The sequence below is a fragment of the Spirosoma rhododendri genome, assembly GCF_012849055.1.
Taxonomy (GTDB): Bacteria; Bacteroidota; Bacteroidia; order Cytophagales; family Spirosomataceae; genus Spirosoma; species Spirosoma rhododendri.
Genome location: NZ_CP051677.1, coordinates 925,782 through 946,995, shown reverse-complemented (window position 1 = coordinate 946,995; position 21,214 = coordinate 925,782). Strand labels below are relative to the sequence as shown.

The 21,214-nt window shown below is 55.9% G+C and carries 13 protein-coding genes and 1 pseudogene; 4 read left to right on the top strand and 10 right to left on the bottom strand.

Translation table 11 applies throughout. The annotated features are described in order from the left end of the window. Window positions 1-139: 139 nt before the first annotated feature. The gene (locus tag HH216_RS03615) at window positions 140-2,932 is read left to right on the top strand and encodes a T9SS type A sorting domain-containing protein (RefSeq protein ID WP_254448678.1); all 2,793 of its coding nucleotides are present in this window, start codon (window positions 140-142) and stop codon (window positions 2,930-2,932) included. Window positions 2,933-3,179: 247 nt separating this feature from the next. On the opposite strand, the gene HH216_RS03610 is transcribed toward HH216_RS03615, so the two are convergent. Together HH216_RS03610 and HH216_RS03605 are read right to left on the bottom strand one after the other, a co-directional pair. After that, window positions 3,180-4,037 carry a prephenate dehydrogenase gene (locus tag HH216_RS03610; RefSeq protein ID WP_169549548.1) on the bottom strand — a complete coding sequence of 286 codons (858 nt, stop codon included), beginning with the start codon at window positions 4,035-4,037 and terminating at the stop codon, window positions 3,180-3,182. Further along, on the bottom strand, window positions 4,034-5,206 hold the full coding sequence (locus HH216_RS03605; protein WP_169549547.1) for a pyridoxal phosphate-dependent aminotransferase: 1,173 nt from the start codon (window positions 5,204-5,206) through the stop codon (window positions 4,034-4,036). Before HH216_RS03605 ends, HH216_RS03610 begins: the two co-directional genes overlap by 4 nt. Window positions 5,207-5,466: 260 nt before the next feature. On the opposite strand from HH216_RS03605, the gene HH216_RS03600 reads away from it, so the two are divergent. Both HH216_RS03600 and HH216_RS03595 read left to right on the top strand, forming a co-directional pair. Then, window positions 5,467-9,795, top strand: coding sequence for a T9SS type A sorting domain-containing protein (locus tag HH216_RS03600; protein ID WP_169549546.1), 4,329 nt, complete (start codon window positions 5,467-5,469; stop codon window positions 9,793-9,795). Between the two features lie 90 nt (window positions 9,796-9,885). Next, complete coding sequence (locus HH216_RS03595; RefSeq protein ID WP_169549545.1) at window positions 9,886-10,467, top strand: hypothetical protein; 582 nt, start codon at window positions 9,886-9,888, stop codon at window positions 10,465-10,467. A 92-nt stretch (window positions 10,468-10,559) separates the two neighbouring features. Here the strand turns inward: HH216_RS03595 and HH216_RS03590 are convergent, their stop codons facing one another. From HH216_RS03590 to HH216_RS03570, 5 genes and pseudogenes are all read right to left on the bottom strand, one after another. Next, window positions 10,560-11,345, bottom strand: coding sequence for a DUF2490 domain-containing protein (locus HH216_RS03590; RefSeq protein WP_169549544.1), 786 nt, complete (start codon window positions 11,343-11,345; stop codon window positions 10,560-10,562). A 97-nt stretch (window positions 11,346-11,442) separates the two neighbouring features. Continuing rightward, a pseudogene (locus HH216_RS03585) lies at window positions 11,443-12,563 on the bottom strand (Gfo/Idh/MocA family protein). 107 nt (window positions 12,564-12,670) lie between these two features. Continuing rightward, a complete protein-coding gene (locus HH216_RS03580) occupies window positions 12,671-13,156 on the bottom strand; it encodes a GyrI-like domain-containing protein (RefSeq protein WP_169549543.1) in 486 nt (161 codons plus the stop codon). 167 nt (window positions 13,157-13,323) lie between these two features. Then, window positions 13,324-14,265 carry a helix-turn-helix transcriptional regulator gene (locus tag HH216_RS03575; RefSeq protein ID WP_169549542.1) on the bottom strand — a complete coding sequence of 314 codons (942 nt, stop codon included), beginning with the start codon at window positions 14,263-14,265 and terminating at the stop codon, window positions 13,324-13,326. Between the two features lie 174 nt (window positions 14,266-14,439). Then, window positions 14,440-16,251, bottom strand: coding sequence for an acyl-CoA dehydrogenase family protein (locus HH216_RS03570; protein ID WP_169549541.1), 1,812 nt, complete (start codon window positions 16,249-16,251; stop codon window positions 14,440-14,442). Between the two features lie 321 nt (window positions 16,252-16,572). Here HH216_RS03570 and HH216_RS03565 point away from each other — a divergent pair, with 321 nt between their 5' ends. Continuing rightward, window positions 16,573-18,597, top strand: coding sequence for a LysM peptidoglycan-binding domain-containing protein (locus HH216_RS03565; protein ID WP_169549540.1), 2,025 nt, complete (start codon window positions 16,573-16,575; stop codon window positions 18,595-18,597). Between the two features lie 79 nt (window positions 18,598-18,676). On the opposite strand, the gene HH216_RS03560 is transcribed toward HH216_RS03565, so the two are convergent. The 3 genes from HH216_RS03560 to HH216_RS03550 form a co-directional block, all read right to left on the bottom strand. Beyond that, window positions 18,677-19,855, bottom strand: a complete 1,179-nt coding sequence (locus HH216_RS03560) for an acetyl-CoA C-acyltransferase (RefSeq protein ID WP_169549539.1) — start codon at window positions 19,853-19,855, stop codon at window positions 18,677-18,679. Window positions 19,856-20,047: 192 nt separating this feature from the next. Beyond that, window positions 20,048-20,602: an NADH-quinone oxidoreductase subunit J family protein gene (locus tag HH216_RS03555; RefSeq protein ID WP_169549538.1), complete on the bottom strand. Its 555-nt coding sequence runs from the start codon at window positions 20,600-20,602 to the stop codon at window positions 20,048-20,050. A 45-nt stretch (window positions 20,603-20,647) separates the two neighbouring features. Beyond that, on the bottom strand, window positions 20,648-21,211 hold the full coding sequence (locus tag HH216_RS03550) for a NuoI/complex I 23 kDa subunit family protein (RefSeq protein WP_169549537.1): 564 nt from the start codon (window positions 21,209-21,211) through the stop codon (window positions 20,648-20,650). Window positions 21,212-21,214 lie beyond the last annotated feature (3 nt).

The following is a 21,214-nucleotide window of genomic DNA, read 5'->3' as shown; positions in this document are numbered from 1 at the left end:
TTCTAGTAAATCCACTGATTTACTTAAGTTTACCTTAGTAAAGAAAAGTAAATTTATTTCTTCTTTTTTTCGATGTATGGCAATCTATTTGACCTGAATGGAAGTAAATGGTCTGTAAATAGTAAGGGGAATACTACTTATGAGAAAATTACTACCTGTTTTTCTACTAGTACTTACAGCAGCGCTGGCTCAGGCACAAACAGAGGAAGCGATACAGCGCGTGTCGGTAACGCCCAGCGAGCAGACAGGGCAGAGCTATAAACCCTGGCTGAACGACAACGTAAATGACCTGATCGCTAAAGTGTGGCAGGGCAATATGAAATACATCGACGTGACGCTCAAACTGGGTAAAACCGCCAAAATCACGCGGCTGTCACTGTACGATTACGAGGATGTGTTTACCGCCCAGCCCGCCGAATTGTACGCGCTCAACGGAACGAAGAAAACCCTGATCGGTACGTTCGACGGGCGGGAGTACATGAAGTGGGTAGAGATGAAAGCATCGACCCCGTTACAGGCTGACGCCATTGTCGTACGGAAGTTTGGCAATAATTTTCCGCAGAAAATCAAAGTGTTTGGCATAAGTGTTGCGCCCGCGCCCGTCATCACTACCCCTGCCCCGGTAACGACTTCACCGCCAGCAACAACTGTAGGGACGCCCATCTCCACGACGCCCGTTGCTGGAACCGTAGCGCAGGCCCCAAAAATACCCGTTGATGCCAGTCGCTGGTATCAGGTCAACAACGTCAGCAACGGGCTTGGCGGTTTGTTCGATGGCCGCACGGATCAGGCCGTCAACACCGGCTGGGGAAAAATCCTGACCAACTACGACGCGTACTACCCGTTGAATTCGGGAGAAACGATGGTTATCGAGCGGGTGCGGTTCTACGACGGGCCGGGTACGAACGTCGATGCCCCGCTGACGCTGTCGGTGATTACCGACGACTGGAAGCGTGTTCAGATTGCCCAGTTTACCGGTACGCAGTATAACGCCTGGGTCGGCCCGGACCCCAATCAGCCCACCGATTACAATGTCAAAACGATTGTAAAGAACGCGCGCTACCTGGTCATCAACACGTCGGGCGCTTATCCCAACGAGCTGGAACTGTACGGTACGTATTCGGCACCGATCAGTGCCCAGCGCATATCGGCGCGGGCCGCATCGCCCCTGGCGCAGCAGTTTGGCGTAAACGCGTTTGAATGGAATATCGAAGACGCCCGGTCGCCCTGGCAGGTGGATGAGCCAAGCGTGAAGGCGGTGAAAAACTTTTCGGCCATCCGGCACTATATGGATTGGGAAAAGCTGGAGTCGGCGCGGGGCGAGTACACCTTCAACCCGACGCTGAGCGGCAGCTGGAACTACGACGCCATCTACGAGCGGATGAAGGCCGAACATATAGAGGTGCTGGCCTGCCTGAAAACGATTCCGAAATGGATGGAAAACACCTACCCCGACGGGCAGCGTGACTACGAAAATATTCCAACCGTCTATGGGCGGGACCTGAGCAAACCGGCGTCGTACATCGAGCAGGCGCAGGCTGGTTTTCAGTACATGGCGCGCTATGGCTACAACAAGTCGGTCGATCCGTCACTGGTTAAGGTAAGCAGTGTAAAGTCATGGGCTGGCGTCAACACCGTTAAGATCGGGCTGGGGCTGATTAAGTACATCGAGTGCGACAACGAGCGCGACAAAACCTGGAAAGGCCGGAAGGCGTATCAATCGGCCCGGGAATATGCCGCGAACCTGTCGGCGTTCTACGACGGGCATAAGGGCACGCTGGGTGCGGGTGTTGGCGTCAAGAATGCGGATCCGTCGGTGAAGGTAGTTATTGGTGGAATCGCTTCGTCGTCAACGGATTACGTACGCGCCATGATCGACTGGTGCAAGGAGTTCCGGGGTTACAAGGCCGATGGGTCGGTGAACCTGTGCTGGGATGTTATCAATCAGCACCTGTATTCCAACGACAGCAAATCGTCTCAGGATGGTGGCGGATCGCGCGGGGCCGCTCCCGAACTGTCGGGCACGGGCGAGCAGGCGGCTGCGTTCGTGGCTATCGGTCAGCAGTACAATATGCCAGTTTGGATTACCGAAGCGGGCTACGATCTGAATCAGGGCAGTCCGTTCCGGGCGATGCCGATCGGCGGTAAAACTGCCGAGCAAACGCAGGCCGACTGGATACTGCGTACGGCACTGATGTATAGTCGGGTAGGTATCGATCGGTTGTTTTTCTACCAGATGCACGACGACAACGCGGCCGTTCCGGTTCAGTTCTACTCGATGGGGCTCATCAACGACAACAAATCCCGCAAGCCAGCCGCCGACTATCTGTATCAGGTCAACAACCTGCTGGGAGCATACACCTACAAGGAAACACTCAACAGCGACCCACTGGTTGACCGCTACGAGCTGAGCAGCAACGGACAAACCCGGCAGGCATATATGCTGGTTGTTCCCGATGAGCGCGGCCGCACGGCTACCTACGACCTATCGGTTGGCAGTGGCATGGCGGTGAAGCTGTATACGCCGAAGATTGGCAGCGATGAGATGAGTGTAACGACATTGCTGCCGGGCAGTAACGGCAAGGTACGGGTGTCGGTGAGTGAAACGCCGGTATTCGTACTGACGACACCGGCAACGGGGGGGCGGACGGCGGTCGAAGTCGTTGAACCGGCACTGGGTTCGCTACAGGTGTTCCCAAACCCTACAAGCGATTACGTTGAACTGACGATTGACAACGACGACAGCCGTCCCGTAACGGCCCTGCTCTACGACGCATCGACCGGACGCGTACAGAAGCAAACCGATTTCGCCAAGCCAGCGAAACAGCTGCGCGAACGCATCGACATCAGCACGCTGCCTGTCGGGATGTACATGCTCGACGTTCGACAGGGTGCAGAACGGGCCGTTCGGAAGGTGATTAAGGTGCAGTAGATTCCCTCACCCCCAGCCCCTCTCCCAAAACGGGAGAGGGGTGACGACTAGCGGTAAAAACCGTCGGATACGTGGGTTTTTGATGAATATCACACAAGACCGAAACGCCGAAAGCACCATGCTTTCGGCGTTTCGGTCTTGTAGAGTACCGGTAAGAAGAAGGTTAGTATATAGAACAATGGTTCATGATAGCATCCCCTCTCCCGTTTTGGGAGAGGGGGCAGGGGGTGAGGGAGCAAGGGAAGCCTCACTTCTTCTCAATCCCATCCAGCACCCGCCGAATGACGTTGGCCTGCTGCATGAATTCCAGCGAAGCGGGGACATCCTGCGCGTCGATGACTTTTTTGAATTGCTGGAGAAAGTCGATGTACGCGGCCAGGGCGTCGGAAACGTTGGCGCGGTTCTGATCGAAAATGGGGGCCCACATCTGCGGGGAGCTTTTCGCCAGCCGGACGGTGCTGCTGAAGCCCGTACTCGCCATGTCGAAAATGGCCTGCTCATCTTTTTCCTTTTCCAGCACCGTCAGCCCCAGCGCAAACGCACTGATGTGGCTCAGGTGCGATACGTAGGCCAGGTGCAGGTCGTGCTCCTTCGGTGTCATGTAGAACAGCCGCATGCCCGCATCGCGGAACAAACTTTCGACCAGCGCCAGACTGTCGGCATTGCTTTTCTGCCGGTCGCAGATGATGAGGTTTTTGCCGGGTAGCAGATCGCGGAAGGCGGCACCGGGACCGGAATTTTCCGTACCTGCCATCGGGTGCGCGGCTACGAACTGACTCCGGCGCGGGTGCGCGTCGGCTACGTCGCAGATCAGCCCTTTGGTCGACCCCAGATCAACGACCGTGGCCGATTCGGGCAACTGGTCGAGGATCGTTGGCAGCAGGTTCATCAACACGTTGACGGGCGTTGCCAGCACCACCAGCTCGCTTTGAGCAACGGCTTCGTTCAGCGGCAGCACCTCATCGACAATTCCTTTCGCCAGCGCCAGCTGCCCATTGACAACCGACGTATCGACGCCGATAAACCGCATTTTGGGGTATTTCTCGCGAAGAATCAGGGCGAAGGAGCCGCCCAGCAAGCCAATACCAATGATGGAAACGGTCATGCGCGTAATCGGTTAACGGCTTCTTCAATACGTTCTTTCGGAACACAAAGCGAAATACGGATGTACCGTTCGCCTTTGGGGCCAAAGATGAAGCCAGGAGCAATGAAAATATGTTTTTCGTACAGTAGCTGGTCGACAAGGGCTGCGGCTGACTCGACCGAATCCGGCAGTTTGGCCCAGATAAACAACCCTTCTTGATCGGTGGCGTAGGTACAGCCGAGCGTGTCGAGCAGGGCGTGAACCGCGCTGAGCCGACCCTGATAGACGGCGTTGCGGTCGCGGTGCCAGTCGTCGGAGTTAGCGAGGGCTTCGGTGGCGGCATCCATCAACGGCTTAAACTGCCCCGAATCGACGTTGCTTTTGATGGTCAGCACGGCATCGATATACGGTTTGGCACCGGCCAGCCAGCCCATGCGCCAGCCCGCCATGTTGTGCGACTTGCTCAGCGAATTCAACTCAACCGCCACGTCTTTTGCGCCGTCGACCGACAGCAGGCTGATCGGGGCTTTCGTATTCAGAATCAGGCTGTACGGATTGTCGTGACACAGCAGGATTTTGTGGTCGTGCGCAAAACGAACGGCCTGCTCAAACAACGCTTTGGTGGCCGGTGCGCCGGTTGGCATGTGCGGATAGTTGAGCCACAGCAGCTTGGTCGGGTTTGGCGAACCGGCGGGTTGCACCAGTTCGGCCATCTGCGCCCAGTCGGGTTGCCAGCCCGCGTGTTCGAGCAGCGGGTATTCCTGCACCTGCGCCCCCACCATCTGACTCACGGCGCGGTAGGCCGGGTAGCCCAGTTCGGGTACCAGTACGCCGTCGCCCTCGTTCAAAAACGTCAGCGAAAGGTGCGTTATGCCTTCTTTCGACCCGATTAAGGGCAGTAATTCCGTTTCGGGGTCGAGGGTTACGCCGTAGGTATGTGCGTAGAACCGGGCAATGGCCTGCCGCAGGGCGGGCGTGCCCTTATACGACTGGTATCCGTGGGCGGTGGGTTGCCGGGCCGACGCCGTCAGAGCGTCGAGCGTTGCGGTCGACGGGGCCATGTCGGGGTTGCCGATGCCGATATTGATTACGTCGTGGCCCTGCGCCAGTAATTGCCGTACTTCGGCCAGCTTCACCGAAAAATAGTATTCCTGCGTTTGGTCGGCGCGGTGCGCCAGTGGGATAATCATGCACTCAACTGATTGCCGGTATGTGGGGCCGGGCAGATGATGAACTAGGTGTCAACGTGTCGATGAAACGGCAAAATTACGAAGCAGGCGGGGAGTTTCGGTATAGAGTAGCCGGTTTACGGTTTTCAGTTTATGACTTACATTGGCGCTGGCAAGACCACGCGCTGGCCAGCCGTTTTCCGAACATATGAAACTGCAAACCGGATATCCGAAACTGGCCCGTAGTTTGCAGTTTTTTAGTAAGCCTCAGTTCTCTCTTTATGCGATCAAATTTACTAAGCCGTATACTACTCGCCGGTTGCTTTTTGCTATCGGGGCAGTTGGTCGGACAATCTATTCTGCCGACACCAATCAGCGACCCGATCTGTCTGGGAACGTCGGTTGCGGTGCCGTTTACCCCGCAGGGGCGGTTTGCTGCCAACAACGTATTCACCGTACAACTGCGGAATGCGTATACCAGCGAGATTGTGCTGACCTCGGCTTCGGTAACCGCCAGCCCGGCGCAGATTCAGGTACCAGCCAGCCTGACGGCCTACACCGACGCGGCCCGGTATCAGTACCGTATCGTCAGCTCAAATCCGGCCGTCATCGGTGACTGGCAGCGATTCGGCCCCGTACAATCAACGGCGTCGGTTACGTTGGCAGGCAGCCCGGTGCCGCAGGTCAACCCCGGCCAGCCGTATGATCTGCGATTCACGACGGTGGGTTCGTCGCCGGTCAGTGTTACGCTCAGCGATGGAAGTCGCTACACACTGACCAACTGCTGTTCGGATTCGTTCGAGCAGCGTGTCAAGATCAACCCACAGGCATCGGGAACGTACACTATTCGGGCCGTACAAAACAGTTGCGGTTTGGGAAAAAGCACCGGTACTGCGTCGGTGTCGGTCAATGCGGCTTCGTTTAAAACCGTATCGGTTACGCCGGAAACCGTCTGCACAGGCGGGACTATTTCGGTTGCGTACGCGCAAACGGGTACCGCATTCAGCAGCGGTACGACTTTCAAAATCCGCCTGACGACGAGCAACCCGTTTTCGCAATCGTACACCACGGCTGGTCGGTCATACGACCTCGATGCTACGCCCGTTGTGGGTGGGCTGAAAGCGACTATTCCGGCCAGTGTCAGCGCGGATGCTACGACGGCTTATTTCGTGCAGGTTGTTGCGGGTGATCTTGTTAGTGATCCCGGTACGGCTACGGTGCGTGTCTCGTCGGGTATCACGGCGCAGATTACGACGCCATCGACCGCGATCAACATTGGGCAAACCGTACCGCTGCGGTTGCTTCTGACGGGTCGGGGACCGGCGGAGGTCGTGTTGAACGACAGCCTGTCGGTTCCTGTCAGCGACTTCGGTACCGCTACCAACGAAGCGATGATTCAGGTACGCCCGCTGCAAACGACAACCTTTCGCGTCACGCGGGTGCAGAGCGTGTGCGGTACGCAGGTCGTGACCGGCGCAACGGGGCCGACGATTAGCGTACGGCCGGGCATTGCCATAGACTCTCTGCCGGGGTCGGGTTTTGTGCGTGGGCCAGTATGCGAAGGGCAATCGGTTTCGCTGCCCGTCCGGTTGAATTTCACCCCCACAACCGATACACAGGTGTTTGTCGAATTTCGGTACGGCACCGCCGGAGACGTTATCAAGTTTACCCCGGCTACCGTACAGACCGGTAATAAGCTGGTGTTTACGGTGCCGGAGCTACCGTCTGACACGGCCAATTTTTTCGGGCGTCGGCAGTACGGTATACGCGTGCTGACGCTTAACCCAACAACCGCCAGCGTTGCCGATCCGAACTACGTGTTGGCCGTCAGTACCACACCCCGGCCAATTTTCGCTGCGACCGATCGGCAAACTACGCTGGCCAAACCCGGTACGGCTACCGTACGGATTCAGCGCGTAGGCGGTGGCCCGTACGAACTGAAGCTGTCAGACGGGCAGGTACTTTTCAACAACTGCCTGGATTGCGACGATGTCAACGCAACGATCTACGCCAGCCAGACAAAAACGGTGCGGATACTGTACGCGCAGAACGGTTGCGGACGAATTGACAACCCAGCCTCGGGAACGGCCACGCTGACCGTGCAGAACCCGGCCACGACGGGTATAGAAATCGATTCGGTCGAACAGAACAAATGTAATTCCGACAGTATCCGGGTGTTTTTTCGCACAACGGGCCTGAGTTCGCAGACTGTGGTCGTACAGGCTACGTCGGCGGGGTACGGCGCGGGCGAAGGCTGGACTACCGCACCGATCGTCGGGCGGGGTAGCGGTAGCCCGCTGCGGATCAAACTGGACGACATCAGTAAAATCCGCATCAGCGGGAGTGGACAGGTCAGCAACGAGGTTCGGGTCGAGGTAAACAAGAAGCCGACGGCCGAAATCAACTACATGGCACCCGTCACGGCGTTCTTGTTCGGAGCCGAGCCGAACACCATCCAGCCCGGTACGGCCGTAACGTTGAGTACCATCTTCGCGTCGGGCCAGGGACCGTACCGCACCGTGTATACTGATGGGACGACGGATTACGTAGCGCCGAACGGAGGGACGAGTGTTACTGTAACGCCTACGCAACGCACGACCTATCGGCTCAAATCAATTTCAAACGCGTGCGGTGCCGGTACCGTGTCGGGCACCGGGATTACGTACACCCCCATGCCATTCGCGATCAAAGTGCCGGCGCAACTCACCGACCTGTACTACTATTCGCTCTGTGCTGGTACCACGCAGACGATTCCGTTCATCGCCAGTCCGGCGGCACCGGCGGGCATTACGTACGCGCTGCAACTGACCTCGCGCCGTGACTCATCGTTCACAGACCTGACCACCACGACCGCATCGCCCTTTGTCGTGACCATCCCGGCGTCCCTGTCGACGGGTGATTACTACCTGCGAATTGTTGCCAAAAACACCGACGCCCGCACCGCTGCCCTGCTGACCCGTATATCGCAAACGCCAACGGCCGTGCTGACCAGTGCGGGCAGCGGAACGACGGTCGATGCGGGGAGCGCGGTTCCGTTACAACTTGCGCTGACGGGTTCGGCACCGTGGCAGGTGCAGTTTTCAGACCTGACTATGCAGACGTTTACCAGTGCAGCGGCTACCTACGAGGTGCGCCCAACGGCCGGACAAACGTACAGCATTCGTACGGTGGCCAACGCGTGTGGGTACGGCACGGCTACCGGTAGTGTCAGTGTGCGGGTGAAACCGCAGTTAGTCGTGGCAAATGCTGTGTCGGCGGGGAAAGCGGTTTGCGTAGGTAGTACGCTGCCCGTTTCGCTCACGGCCAATGGCGACTTTGCCACCGCTTCGACCGTTCGGCTGGCTCTGATTCCGCAAGCTGGCGGTGCCGATGTTGCCTTGCTGACGGTACCGGCCGCCAGTAGTGTTATGTCCGTATCGGTTCCGGCGGGTTTGTCGGCGGGTTCGTATCGGCTGCGGGCAACAACGGGCGACGGGCAGGCAGAAACGACCAGCCAGCCGTTTGCGCTCAGCGCCCCCCCGGTATACACGCTGTCGGGCAGCACAACGGTCAACGCGGGCGGAACGACATTCCTGACCCTGCGCGGGCCAAACACCAATACGCTGACAACGACATACACGCTTTCGGACGGGTATCAGGGTAGTTTCTTCACCAGCACCGGGCAGACGGGCGTACAGGTTGAACCGCTACAAACGACAACCTACACCATTACGTCGATCAGCAACGGATGCGGCACCGGAGTCGCATCCGGCAGCGCGGTCGTGACTGTATTGCCAGCCACCGAAAAAACCATCGAACTGACGGGGCTGGGCGACGGCTTTACTTGCTCCGGCTCGTCGATAACTGTGCTGTTCAACACAAAAGGCAGCTTCCCCACCGGCAATACGTTTACACTCCAGGTATCGGATTCGACGGGCACGACATTTCGAAATCTGGCCACCGCAGAAGCGGTTAACGCTATTCAGGGAACGCTTCCGGCAGACCTGCCCGCCGGGTATGGTTATCGCCTGCGGATCACCTCGGCGGATGGTACGATCAGCAACACCATCCCGTCGCCGTTCACCATCCGCACCGGCGCAACGGCTACCTTCAGCGCGGCTTCCTACACCGTACGATCGGACAAGGTTGTACCGCTGACCGTAAACTTTACCGGGCAGGGGCCGTGGGTTTACACCATCCAGAACGGGTCGACAAAGCAGGATTTGCAGGCGACGACCAGTTCAGCCACGATCGAGTTACCGTTCTCCGGTACTACGGCCTTTACGCTGACAATGGTAAGCAACGGCTGCGGTACCGGGCAGATTGGCGCTATCCCGACCGCGCAGGCACTGGTCATTACGGCCGAAGAACCACTTGTAGAGCCCGCGATCAGCGTTTATCCCAACCCTGCCGTCGACCGTGTGCAGGTTGATCTGACGAACTGGACGGGTGGCCCCGCCCGGCTGGAACTGATCGATGCGAGCGGACGACTGCTGAGTGAACAAACGATTAGCGGGGCATCGGGTGAGGTATGGCTGAACAAGTGGCCCGATCGGCTGTTTTTTCTACGAGTCAGCAGCACCCGTACCAACTTCCGGGCGACGTACCGGCTCCTGCGGCAGGCTCCCTAACGTCGATTTTAGTGTCGGTATATTGGCGTCCTGTCCGGATTCGTTCTGTTAGGGCCTGCCATCTATGCGCTATCTGTATCAACTTACCCAATGAGAAACCGGATTACTGCGTTCATTGCCTTTTTCTGCCTGACCCTTACGGCCTGTCAGCGGCCCGTCGCTTATTTTCTGCGGACGCCCCACGCTCCCGCTGCCCGTCTGACTGCATTGGTACCCTCAACCTCAGCGGATGTCAGGAGCGATACCGAACTAGTTCGCAGCGAACCTGCTAACCTACCCGAACCGGTGATGACGGTATCGACTGCTGAGCCGCTGCTAGTAGAGACGAGTTCGCAGATCAATCAGCGGGTAAAACATATCAATCGGTTGTTGACCAGCGCGGCAAACGAATCGGCCAGCGTGATCGATCAGCAGCCGAAACCAAAACCCAAGCCAAAGATGAAGCTGGGCAATCGCATTCGCGATGCGTTGGGTATGCCGCTGCGGGAAGAACTGAACTGGTGGCAGCGCATCAGCTGGAAACTCAAAGCGTCGGTGATAATTATTCTGGTCGCCGTACTGTTTGCCATTCTGCACATCACCATTCTGGCCATCATCTTCGGTATCGTCGCGGCATTCCTGCTTATCAGTGGCCTCCGCCGTTCGTTCAAAGTCCGCCGGCCGTGGTTTTAGTTATTAGGTTTAACGTTTTTGGTTCAACGTTTAAGGTTTGCTAACCCTCTGAACGAACTTTAAACGTTAAACCAAAAACTTTAAACCAGACGTCAGTCCGGCTGGGAGGGGAGTTGTTCGGCGGTGTTGCCTTTGCGGATGATGCGGTAGATGACCGACAGGACAAGGTTGTTTTTACCCGCCGAGACAATGGGGGAGAATTGATTCTGGTTGAAGGATGCCGGGCTGTAGTTCGTCTGATTGACCCAACCGATCTGCCCCACCCAACGCGGACTGAACTGGTAGCCAATCCCACCGTATAGCCGGTTTCGCTCGAAGGCTGGTCCCTTTGGGTTCAGAAAAATCTCGTCGTACACCGACGCGAATACCGTACCCGAGCCAATAGTCGGGGTGTTGAGCGGAATGAACAGGTTCAGCCGGTAGCGGAATCGATTGCGGCACTCCGATGTGTTGCCCCGAAAGTCGAACCAGCGCTGCTCCAGCCGGTAGCGGTGCTCAAACCGAATCCGGTTGAGGTATTGATTCAGAGATAGTTGCTCCCAGACGCGTTTCTCCAGGTTTAACGGCCCTGCTGACAGATCCTGATAATCGTTGGTCTGGTAGCGTCCACCCACTACCATCACCTGCACGTTGCGGTCAAGGTCGTAGCTGACACCAGCTTTTAGTTCGTTATAGAAATACTGGTCAAACAAGCCGTTGGAGCGGGCCTGAACCTCTACGTAACCACCCCAGTGCGTGGTGGGCGAAGATGGCATTAGCACCGTCCCGATAAACCAGGTTCCCCAGGTATTCGTAGGCTGCGAAACAGTCTGCGCAGCAACGGTTGCTGTGTACAGGAAGCCAGCGAAGAAAAGCCAGAGGTAGCGCATACGAATCATACCTGCAAAAATAGTCCCCGGCTCACACACGCGTGCGAACCGGGGACTATTTACTTATTGACTGTGTAACCCCGACCGGCCTGCACGGAGTACCCGTTTAGCCTTTCAGGTCGACTTTCCGGCCGGTTTCGGCGGCTTTGTAGATCGCTTGCAGCAGCGTCACGTCGCGTAGACCCTCGGCCCCGGTGATGTGGTCGGGGAGGGGTTTGTTTTGCAGCAATACCTCGCAGACGCCGTCCATGTGCATCGCCTGATGATTCACGATGGGCTTGTCGATGGGGCCTTTGCTGGTGCGCCCTTTCAGCGGGCCGTAGCCGAAAGCGGGCGCCAGTTCAAACCAGCCGTTCTCACAACTGGCGTAGAGCCGTTCGACATTCGCCGTATAGCTCGTTGTCGAATTGCTGACGGCCCCGCTCGGAAACTGAAACTGCCAGAATAGCGTCTCTTCGACGTCTTTAAATTTCTGCGGCTCGGTTTTGGGGCCAAACTGCGCCGTTACCGAAATCGGTTCTTCGCCCGTTACGTACCGCGCGCCCTGCACGGCGTAGATGCCTACGTCCATCAGCGGACCGCCCCGGCCATCTCCTTTTTCATACGCCACTGACCCGGATCACCGATGCGGAAGCCGTCGCTCGATTCGATAAACTTAATCGGTCCGAACACCTTCTGCTGACCCAGTCGCATCGCTTCCTGCGTGAATGGCTCGTAATGGAGCCGATAGCCAACGGCCAGTTGTTTGTTGGCTTTTTTGCAGGCGTCGATCATATCCTGACATTCCTGCGGCATAATCGCCAGTGGCTTTTCACAGATTACATGCTTCCCCGCCTGAGCCGCCCGAACGACGTATTCGCGGTGCATCGAGTTGGGCAACACCACGTACACCACGTCGATGTCTTTGTTGTCGGCGATACGGTCGAACGTCTTGTAGTCGTAGACGTTGGCTTTCGGGATGTTGTATTTCTTCATCCACTCCTCCGCCTTCGACGGGGTGCCGGTTACGATACCCGCCAGGCGGCAATTGGTGGTTTGTTGCAGAGCCGGGGCCAGTTGGTTTTTGCTGTAACTGCCCAGGCCAACGAGCGCGATACCGAGTTTGCGGCCGGGCTGCGCCGTCGGGAGCGGGTTGCCAAATACATCAGTCAGCGCGGGCAACGACAGGGCGGACGCACCTAAACCCGCCATAAACTGGCGACGTGAAAAAGACGAAAGTTGGGTCATGGTAAAACGAAGTAGTCAGTCGAAGTAAGGTAAAGCCATAAAACCCCATTCACAAAAAAACCTACTAACCAGACTCGGCTAGTAGGTTTGGCGTTGCGATAAGCTGATCAGCGAATAATCCCGACCTGTACCTCGGTTACGCACTTCGCCGGGTCGTTCATGTCGACCACGGTATGAATCTCCCGGACGATGTTGCCTTCGGTATAGCCATCGCGGTAAAACTGAGCGAATACCCGATCATAAACGGCGGGCATATCGGTCCACGGGCCGGTGTATACGTGACTTACGCAGCTAAAGCCCGGTAACTCTTTGTAAGAACAAACCTCAGAAGGGGCCCCGGTTTGCTGAATGGGTAGCACAACGTCGAGTTGAAACTCCTGATTATCGTCGCCAGACGCACCGGTGTAATGCCATTGCGATGGGCCGTTGATGATCAGGTTTAGCCGGGCTGCTTCGCCATACAACGCCTGCATAACAGGTTCGCACTCGTGGAGTCGTTTCAGCGTGGTTCGCAGGCTGCTGACCAGTGCTGTAAAGGGCGGAATGGTTTTAGGGACAAGCGTCAGGGGTTGAACTTGTGCGTCGGTTGTCATAAACGTAGGGGGTTTGAAACGTACCCTACAAAGATCAACGCACCCACTGACAGCCCTATGTCAGCAGGCGGGGGCGAGTTTGACGTTTGGGGTTTAAGGTTTGATGTTTAACGTTTAAAGTTAAAGACCGGGAACAACCTTAAACGTTAAACATCAAACCTTAAACCCTACAAATAATGCCCAGTTATGTCCTGAATAAAATGCTGCATGATTGAGCGCATGGATGACGGACTTTCAATGCATACCGACCGGCCGTACATCAGCAGCCAGCGGCCCAGCGACTTTGGGCACTGCGTCAGGAACGTCATGCGAACGCCATCGGGTGTCTCCTCTTCCGACACAAACCCGAATTCGTACCGCTGATCCTGTGCAAACCGCGCCATGTCCCGACTGAATACGATAACGACTTCCTGCAAATCCTGTTCCTGCGTCAGCCGATTCAGGTAATCCTGCAACGACAGCCTCGATTGGCGGGAAAAGGGCTCGGTCAGTTCGGTCAATTGCTCAATCCGGTCAACGCGGAAGTCGCGGTAATCGTGGCGAAGCCGGCAGTAAGCGATCAGGTGCCAGCCCACGCCGTAGTGGCACAAGCCGATGGGTTCGATAGTACGTTGCGTCTGCGTGTCGCTGTAGCCTGCCCGGTAGTCAATCGTCAGCCGGTGGCCCCGTACCAGCGCGCCCTGAATAGCGTAGAGCAACTGCTCGGAGTAGGGGCGGGGCTGCATGGGTTTGATAATTTCAATTTGCCCGGCCAGCTCATCCAGGTGGTCTTTTTCGGTCCGCGATAGCACCGCCTTGATTTTGAACAGGGCCGATTCGTACGGCGTCCGGATGGACTCGTCGGTCATCTGCGCCAGGATTTTGCCGCCGATTAGCAGGGCCGACGCTTCGGCGTTGGAAAACATCACCGGCGGTAGCTGATACCCCGTCAGAAAATAACCGATTCCGGCTTCCGCCCCGATCGGGACACCGGCTTCTTCCAGCGCCCGAATGTCGCGGTAAATCGTACGCAGGCTCAACCCAAACCGATCTGCCAGTTCCTGCGCTTTCACCACCCGTTTCGATTGCAGGTGAATCAGAATAGCCGTTAGCCGATCGATGCGATTCATGAGCGGAAAGCTGGTTTTCTACGCAAGTTAAGGACTTCGTCCCGCCCACAAAACCAGCTCTACAACGCTGTAACACTACAACTTTTGTCAAAACAAGAAAGGCGGCTCTGACCCAGAGCCGCCTTTGCACCAATCATTGTTGTTGGATAATTTGTTTCAGGCTTCCGACTCGCCTTAGAAAATGTATTTGTTCTCCGCAATCATGGCGTCGGCAATCGACCGGCGGGCATCCTTGAGGTTCATTGGTTCTATTTTGGTGAAGCGCTTCAGGCCCATCAGCATACCGCGTAATTCGTCGCCTTCGGCAAACGATGTAACAGCCTGCCGACCCACGTTGTTGATTTTTTCGACGGCTTCGTGCAGGTAAACAAGCGCAATCTGCTTTTGCAGGCTTATTGCTTCTTCGCCCTGCACCCCGATTAGTTTCTCGACGCGCAGCAGCACCGATTCGGCCACGTAGATTTCGATAACCATATCGGCAATGTTCATCAGAATCTCCTGCTCGTTGGAGAGGGTCATCATGAACTTCTGCACGGCGGCACCAGACACCATCAGGGCGGCTTTCTTCAGGTTTTTCAGTACCTTCTTTTCTGCCACAAACAAACCTTCTTCCTCCTCCGTGTTGAAATCAGGAATAGCCATGATCTCTTTCGCCACGGCCATCGCCGGACCCATCAGATCGAGTTCGCCTTTCATCGCCCGCTTCAGCATCATGTCGACCACCAGCATCCGGTTGATCTCGTTGGTGCCTTCAAAAATCCGGTTGATGCGCGCGTCACGGTAGGCCCGGTCCATCGGGGCGTCGGCCGAGTAACCCATCCCGCCGTAGACCTGCACACCCTCATCGACTACATAGTCGAGGGCTTCTGAACCGTGTACTTTCATGATGGCGCACTCGATGGCAAACTGCTCCAGCGCCTGTAGCTTGGCGGGTACGTCGGCGATGTCCTGACTTTTCAGATCCTCGATCATGTCGTCGATATTCTGACCCGCCCGGTAACTCGCCGACTCCGACGCGTACACTTTGATCGCCATCTCAGCCAGCTTGTGCTTGATAGCCCCAAACTGCGAGATCGCCGTTTTAAACTGCTTGCGTTCGTTAGCGTAATTAACCGCGTTGTTGATAACTTCCTTGCTACCACCCACAGCCGCCACGCCCAGCTTGATCCGGCCAATGTTCAGGATGTTGACCGCGATCTTAAAGCCATTTCCACGCTCTGATAGCAGGTTTTCGACGGGTACCTGTACGTCGTTGAAGAAAATCTGACGCGTGTCCGATCCTTTGATGCCCATCTTGTGCTCGGGCTCGTTCATCGTGATCCCGGCAAAGTCTTTCTCGACAATAAACGCCGACAGATTCTTATCGACCTGCCCGTTCTCGTCAATTTTGGCGAATACGATGTAAACGTCGGCAAACCCGCCGTTGGTGATCCACATCTTCTGCCCGTTGAGCACGTAATGCTTACCATCGTCCGACAGTTTTGCGCGGCTCTTTCCCGAGTTAGCGTCTGAGCCTGAATCCGGCTCAGTCAGGCAGTAGGCGGCTTTCCATTCGCCGGTTGCCAGCTTTGGCAGGTACTTTGCTTTCTGCTCGTCGTTGCCGTAGTACACGATCGGCAGCGTTCCGATACCGGTGTGCGCCGACAGGGCTACCGAGAACGAATGCCCGGCTCCCGTTACTTCGGCTACCAGCATTGAGGTATTGAAACTCATGCCGAAGCCGCCGTACTCTTCGGGTACGCCCGTACCGAGCAGCCCCAGTTCACCGGCCTTGTCCATCAGCGACGAGATCAGTTCGGGCGATTTCGCCTTGTCGATTTCGTCGAGCCGGGGCCATATTTCGCGCTCCAGAAATTCGCGGCAGGTGGCCGCGATCATCTGTTGCTCTTCAGAAAATTCTTCGGGTATAAAAACCTGCGCTGCGCTGGTTTCTTTGATCAGGAATTCGCCCCCTTTGATCGATGCTTTTGGTTCGGTCGCAATCATGACTCGTGGTTTGTTATGCTTGCATACTAATTTACACAAAGTAACACGACTCGGAATTAGTATGCAAGCATACTAATAACAAATTTTTCTTTGTAAAGTGCTGACGTCTCGTATACAATTTGCGTCATAAAAAATGGTTAGCTAATTGCTACAATCGTCAACGGTATCCGTTTCGTCCCGAAGCGGCTTCCTGCTCATGAACGGCGTTTGGCGGGTAGCTGGGCGTGTAATATGGCTTACCTATAGTTTTAAAGGTATCAGGCTACTATTTATTGATATTTTTGGTTGTCGACCCGACAGGGTTGGCATAACCCACCATACATGGAACAAGGATTGTTGAAACGACTGGTAATTGGTTGTCTGCTGTTTGCAAGCTGGGAAATAACCAATGGGCAGGCCGTTCCGCAGGTTCCGTTTGACGTGGAGTTTGCGGGAGTTACGGTGCACATCAACGAAGTAGCCCGCCAGCTGATTCAGCAGGAAGTCAACGGCATGTACGCCAACCGGGCCGTGTTGCTACGTGATCTGGAAACGCTCCGGCAATTGAGCCCCCTGCTTGAAGCCCGGCTGGCGGAAGATAAGCTACCCGCCGACTTTCGCTACGCGGCCATGCCGTTTTCCGATCAGACTGGTACCGGCTACTGGGGGCTGACAATCGTTGATGCGGGTCCGTTGAAGCTGCGTATTGATCCGTCGGTTGATGAACGGTTCCACCCGGTTCTGGCGACTAACGCCGTTGTAGATCGACTATCTGATTTGCAACTGCAATCGGGCAACTATGCCCAGACGCTATTGCAGTATCTACAGAGCATTGCGCCGACAGACCGGAAACCAGCCAGCAAATACGCGACCTATCTCCTGCTGACGGAGAAAAATCCACCGCTACTCTGGAAAATACTGGCGCGTAAGTTCGCCGTCGAACGCGAGGAGCCCACGTTTCGACCAACGCAGGTATTTGTGCTGTTTGAATATGCCAATGCCAGCGGGAAGACGCTGGCATCCATCGCGCGGCAACTTAATCTGGGCGAAGACCGGTTTTCGCCGTTCAATCAGTGGCTGAAAACGACGGTTATCCCAACCGACAAGCGGTACCCGGTGCTGATTCGGGTCACGAATGAAGAGTTCACGCAGGCAAAGACAAGTACCCAAAATCAGACCCGGCTGAGCGCTGCGCAACCGGCTGACGTTGGTTTCCCCGTGCTGGTCAAGCGACCGCAGGAACCAGCCAGTATCTATAGCCCGGCGATGTACTACACGATCAATGGGTTGCGGGGGGTACAGGCTCAGCCCTGCGACAATGTGATTACGATGGCCTATTACGGCAAGATGCACGTTGAAGCCTTTATCGCCGATAACGACCTCACTACGCAGGATGTAATCCGTCCCGGACAGATCTATTACCTGGAGCGGAAAAATCGGCGGGCCATGGTTCCGTTTCACGTTGTCCAACGCGGACAGACGTTACGGGATATCGCCAACATGTACGGTGTTCGCCTGCGGTCGTTGCTGAAATTCAACCGGCTTCCGGCTAATCAGCGCGTACAGACCGGCCGAATTATCTGGCTGCAACGGAAACGCCCCCGAAGCCGGCCTGTCGAGTATCAGCAAGTGCCAGAATTACCCGCACCGATCGAACCGTCTGTTGATACACCTGTGCTGACACAACAGGAAAGTGATGTAAAGGCTGATACGATTGTCAGCTCGCCGTTGCCTAAACCTGTGTCAATACCCCCCAGTCGGGCTGTTGCTGTTGCGCCCCCGGCCCGTACGCCAACACCCACACTTGCACCTGCACGTACGAAGCAAAACCCGGCTACGATAGTCACACCAGTGGCCACACCGTCGGTTTCGGTTCAGTCAACCGTGAGTAGTCAGCGGCCCGCCAAAGTATCGTCTGACTCGGGAGCTATTCGCACTACTGCAACCACGCGCCGGGACACAGTGCAGGCTGAGCCGCGCGAAATTGTCAGACTGCATGTTGTGAAGGCGGGCCAGACGTACTATTCCATTGCGCGGCAGTATGGTGTTGCCGTGGGCCAGCTCTACACGTGGAATAATCTGTCGGAGCGTTACCCGCTGGAAATTGGTCAGGAAATTATCGTGAGCGTCGTGAAAGTACCTGCCTCGATAAAGGCCAGAACGACTCCCGGCTCGCCAGTACAGGCTGCGCTATCGGCGCAGGCCGCTGCCCAGTCAAATTACTACTACTATTTTGTTCAGCCCGGTCAGACAGCTTACCGCATTGCGCTGATTAACAAGGTATCGGTCGAGGATTTGGCTCGCTGGAATAACCTGAAAAACTACAGTGTCTCCGTGGGGCAACGGCTGATCATCCGTAAGAAATAATAAGACGCCCTTATAAAAGCAAGGCCGGACTGCTGATTAGCGGTCCGGCCTTGCTTTTGTGGAAAAGCTGTTGAACGCCCTAATTGAGCCGCTCGAAAATACCCGCTACACCTTGTCCACCACCGACGCAGGCAGATACCATACCGTATTTTTCGTCCTGCCGACGCATTTCGTTGAGGAGCTGTACGGTGAGCCGGGCCCCGGTCGATCCCAGCGCATGACCCAGCGCGATAGCTCCCCCGTTCGGGTTGATCTTGCTGCGATCGAGGGCGAGTTCCTGAACAACAGCTAATGCCTGCGCAGCAAAAGCTTCGTTCAGTTCGATCATGTCGATATCGTCCTGCTTTATACCCGCTTTTTGCAGCGCGATGGGGATAGCCGCTACCGGTCCAATGCCCATGATCTTGGGTTCAACACCCGCTGATGCATACGACATCATCCGGGCGACGGGTTTGAGATTTAATTCGTTTACCAGCCGTTCCGACATAACGATCACGAAAGCCGCGCCGTCTGACGTTTGCGACGAGTTACCAGCCGTTACCGAACCGCCAGCCGTAAAGACCGGCTTCAGCTTTGCCAGCCCTTCCGCGCTCGTGTCTTTGCGGGGGCCTTCGTCCTGAGTAACCGTCCACTGACGGGTTTTCTTTTTGTTGCTTTCCGCGTCGAAGTACGTTTCCGTTACGTTGATCGGTACGATCTCGTCGGTGAATTTACCATCGCGCTGAGCCGCCAGTGCCCGCTGATGCGATTCGAGAGCAAACTCGTCCTGTGCGTCGCGGCTGATGTTGAACTGCTGCGCAACCTGCTCAGCCGTGAGCCCCATTCCGATATAATAATCGGGGTGGGACTTGGCTATTTCGTAGTTCAGCGCGGTTTTCCAACCCATCACCGGCACCATCGACATCGACTCCGTACCACCGGCAATGATGCAATCGGCCAGCCCAGCGTGAATCTTGGCGGATGCAATGGCGATGGCTTCCAGCCCAGATCCGCAGTACCGATTGATGGTAAAGCCGGGCACACTGTTTGGCAATGAAAGCAGCGCGATATACCGGGCGATCTGCATGCCCTGCTCTGCTTCGGGCACTGCATTGCCCACGATCAGATCTTCAACGCGTACGGGATCCAGCGCCGGTACCTGACTGAGCAAATGCTTGATAACTTCAGCCGCCATATCGTCGGGGCGGGTTAGGCGTAAGCCACCGCGAGGTGCTTTACCTACCGCCGTCCGATAACCGGCTACGATGTATGCGTCCATATATGAACCAGGTTTATTGACTTATTCGATGAACTATAGCGCAATAACCTACTTTTCAGTCGAAAAATTACACGTTCGGGCGATATTATTATGCACGCATACTATTATGGCCTGAATGAAATGATTTGCTGGTGCAGGCCATAAAAAAAGCCACCCAATGGGTGGCTTTACTAATTGCTCAGGTGGTCAGGTTTAAAAATGGCGATCGCCAGCTTCGCGCTTACCCAGCATCACCGCGCCGACCATCGCGATCAGGAACAGGACCGAAACCAGTTCGAACGGCAGGATATAGCTGCCGTAGAGCAGATGACCAAGATTCTCGACCATACCGGTCTGCGAATCAAATCCGACGACGCTACCGGTCGGCATTTGCGACGATTTAGCCCGGAAGATCATAATCAGCATCACCATCAAGGTGCCTCCCACAATGACCGACGCTATCTTCGTCAGGTTCGTTTTCGACTCTTCGTCATCTTTCCGCAGGTTCAGAAACATGATCGTGAAGAGAAACAGTACCATGATGGCTCCTGCATACACGATAATGTTAACGGCTGCCAGAAACTGGGCATTAAGCAAAATGTAGTGCCCCGACAGGCAGAAGAACGTGGCAATCAGCGCCAGCACACTGTAGATCGGGTTGCGGGCTGTTACAACGCCCATGGCACTGATAAGCGTCAGCGCGGTAAGGATCAGAAACAGATAGCCGGTAGGCGTCAGTGATTTGATAAACGTTAGAAATTCGGTCATAGCTTGGTTATAGCAGAAGCGAACAGGCTGGGAAAGCAGTCAATACTAGGTGGCTGAGCGAGTCAGGCTAGGTTCGGTTGGCGTCGTTTTGACTTCCGAGTTCTTCCGAATATAGCGGTCGTCCATTTTTTCCACCAGCCGGTCTTTACCGTAAATCACCTCGTCGCGCTCCAGGAATACGGGCACCATCTGATCGTGCCGCAGATATACGGCCTGCTTCGGACAGGCTTCTTCACACAGGCCGCAGAATATGCAGCGCAGCATGTTGATCTCGTAGACAGCCGCGTATTTCTCTTCCCGGTAGAGTGACTCTTCTCCTTTTTCGCGCTCGGCGGCTACCATAGAAATAGCTTCGGCCGGGCAGGCAACGGCACACAGACCGCAGGCCGTGCAGCGCTCACGCCCCTGTTCGTCGCGCTTTAGGATGTGGTGTCCCCGATAGATCGGTCCGAGATACTTTTTTACTTCCGGATACTGAATTGTCGGCTTCTTACGGAAGAAGTGTTTGATGGTGATGGCAAGCCCACTCACCACCGCTGGCAGATACATCTTTTCCGCCAGCGTCATTTCTTTATTACTGACCTGCTTGGCGCGATTGGTAAGTTGCATGAG

Excerpts from the sequence above, each read along its gene's own strand:
- HH216_RS03615 (WP_254448678.1), top strand. The coding sequence starts at position 140 with ATGAGAAAATTACTACCTGTTTTTCTACTAGTACTTACAGCAGCGCTG.
- HH216_RS03610 (WP_169549548.1), bottom strand. The coding sequence starts at position 4,037 with ATGACCGTTTCCATCATTGGTATTGGCTTGCTGGGCGGCTCCTTCGCC.
- HH216_RS03605 (WP_169549547.1), bottom strand. The coding sequence starts at position 5,206 with ATGATTATCCCACTGGCGCACCGCGCCGACCAAACGCAGGAATACTAT.
- HH216_RS03600 (WP_169549546.1), top strand. The coding sequence starts at position 5,467 with ATGCGATCAAATTTACTAAGCCGTATACTACTCGCCGGTTGCTTTTTG.
- HH216_RS03595 (WP_169549545.1), top strand. The coding sequence starts at position 9,886 with ATGAGAAACCGGATTACTGCGTTCATTGCCTTTTTCTGCCTGACCCTT.
- HH216_RS03590 (WP_169549544.1), bottom strand. The coding sequence starts at position 11,345 with ATGATTCGTATGCGCTACCTCTGGCTTTTCTTCGCTGGCTTCCTGTAC.
- HH216_RS03580 (WP_169549543.1), bottom strand. The coding sequence starts at position 13,156 with ATGACAACCGACGCACAAGTTCAACCCCTGACGCTTGTCCCTAAAACC.
- HH216_RS03575 (WP_169549542.1), bottom strand. The coding sequence starts at position 14,265 with ATGAATCGCATCGATCGGCTAACGGCTATTCTGATTCACCTGCAATCG.
- HH216_RS03570 (WP_169549541.1), bottom strand. The coding sequence starts at position 16,251 with ATGATTGCGACCGAACCAAAAGCATCGATCAAAGGGGGCGAATTCCTG.
- HH216_RS03565 (WP_169549540.1), top strand. The coding sequence starts at position 16,573 with ATGGAACAAGGATTGTTGAAACGACTGGTAATTGGTTGTCTGCTGTTT.
- HH216_RS03560 (WP_169549539.1), bottom strand. The coding sequence starts at position 19,855 with ATGGACGCATACATCGTAGCCGGTTATCGGACGGCGGTAGGTAAAGCA.
- HH216_RS03555 (WP_169549538.1), bottom strand. The coding sequence starts at position 20,602 with ATGACCGAATTTCTAACGTTTATCAAATCACTGACGCCTACCGGCTAT.
- HH216_RS03550 (WP_169549537.1), bottom strand. The coding sequence starts at position 21,211 with ATGCAACTTACCAATCGCGCCAAGCAGGTCAGTAATAAAGAAATGACG.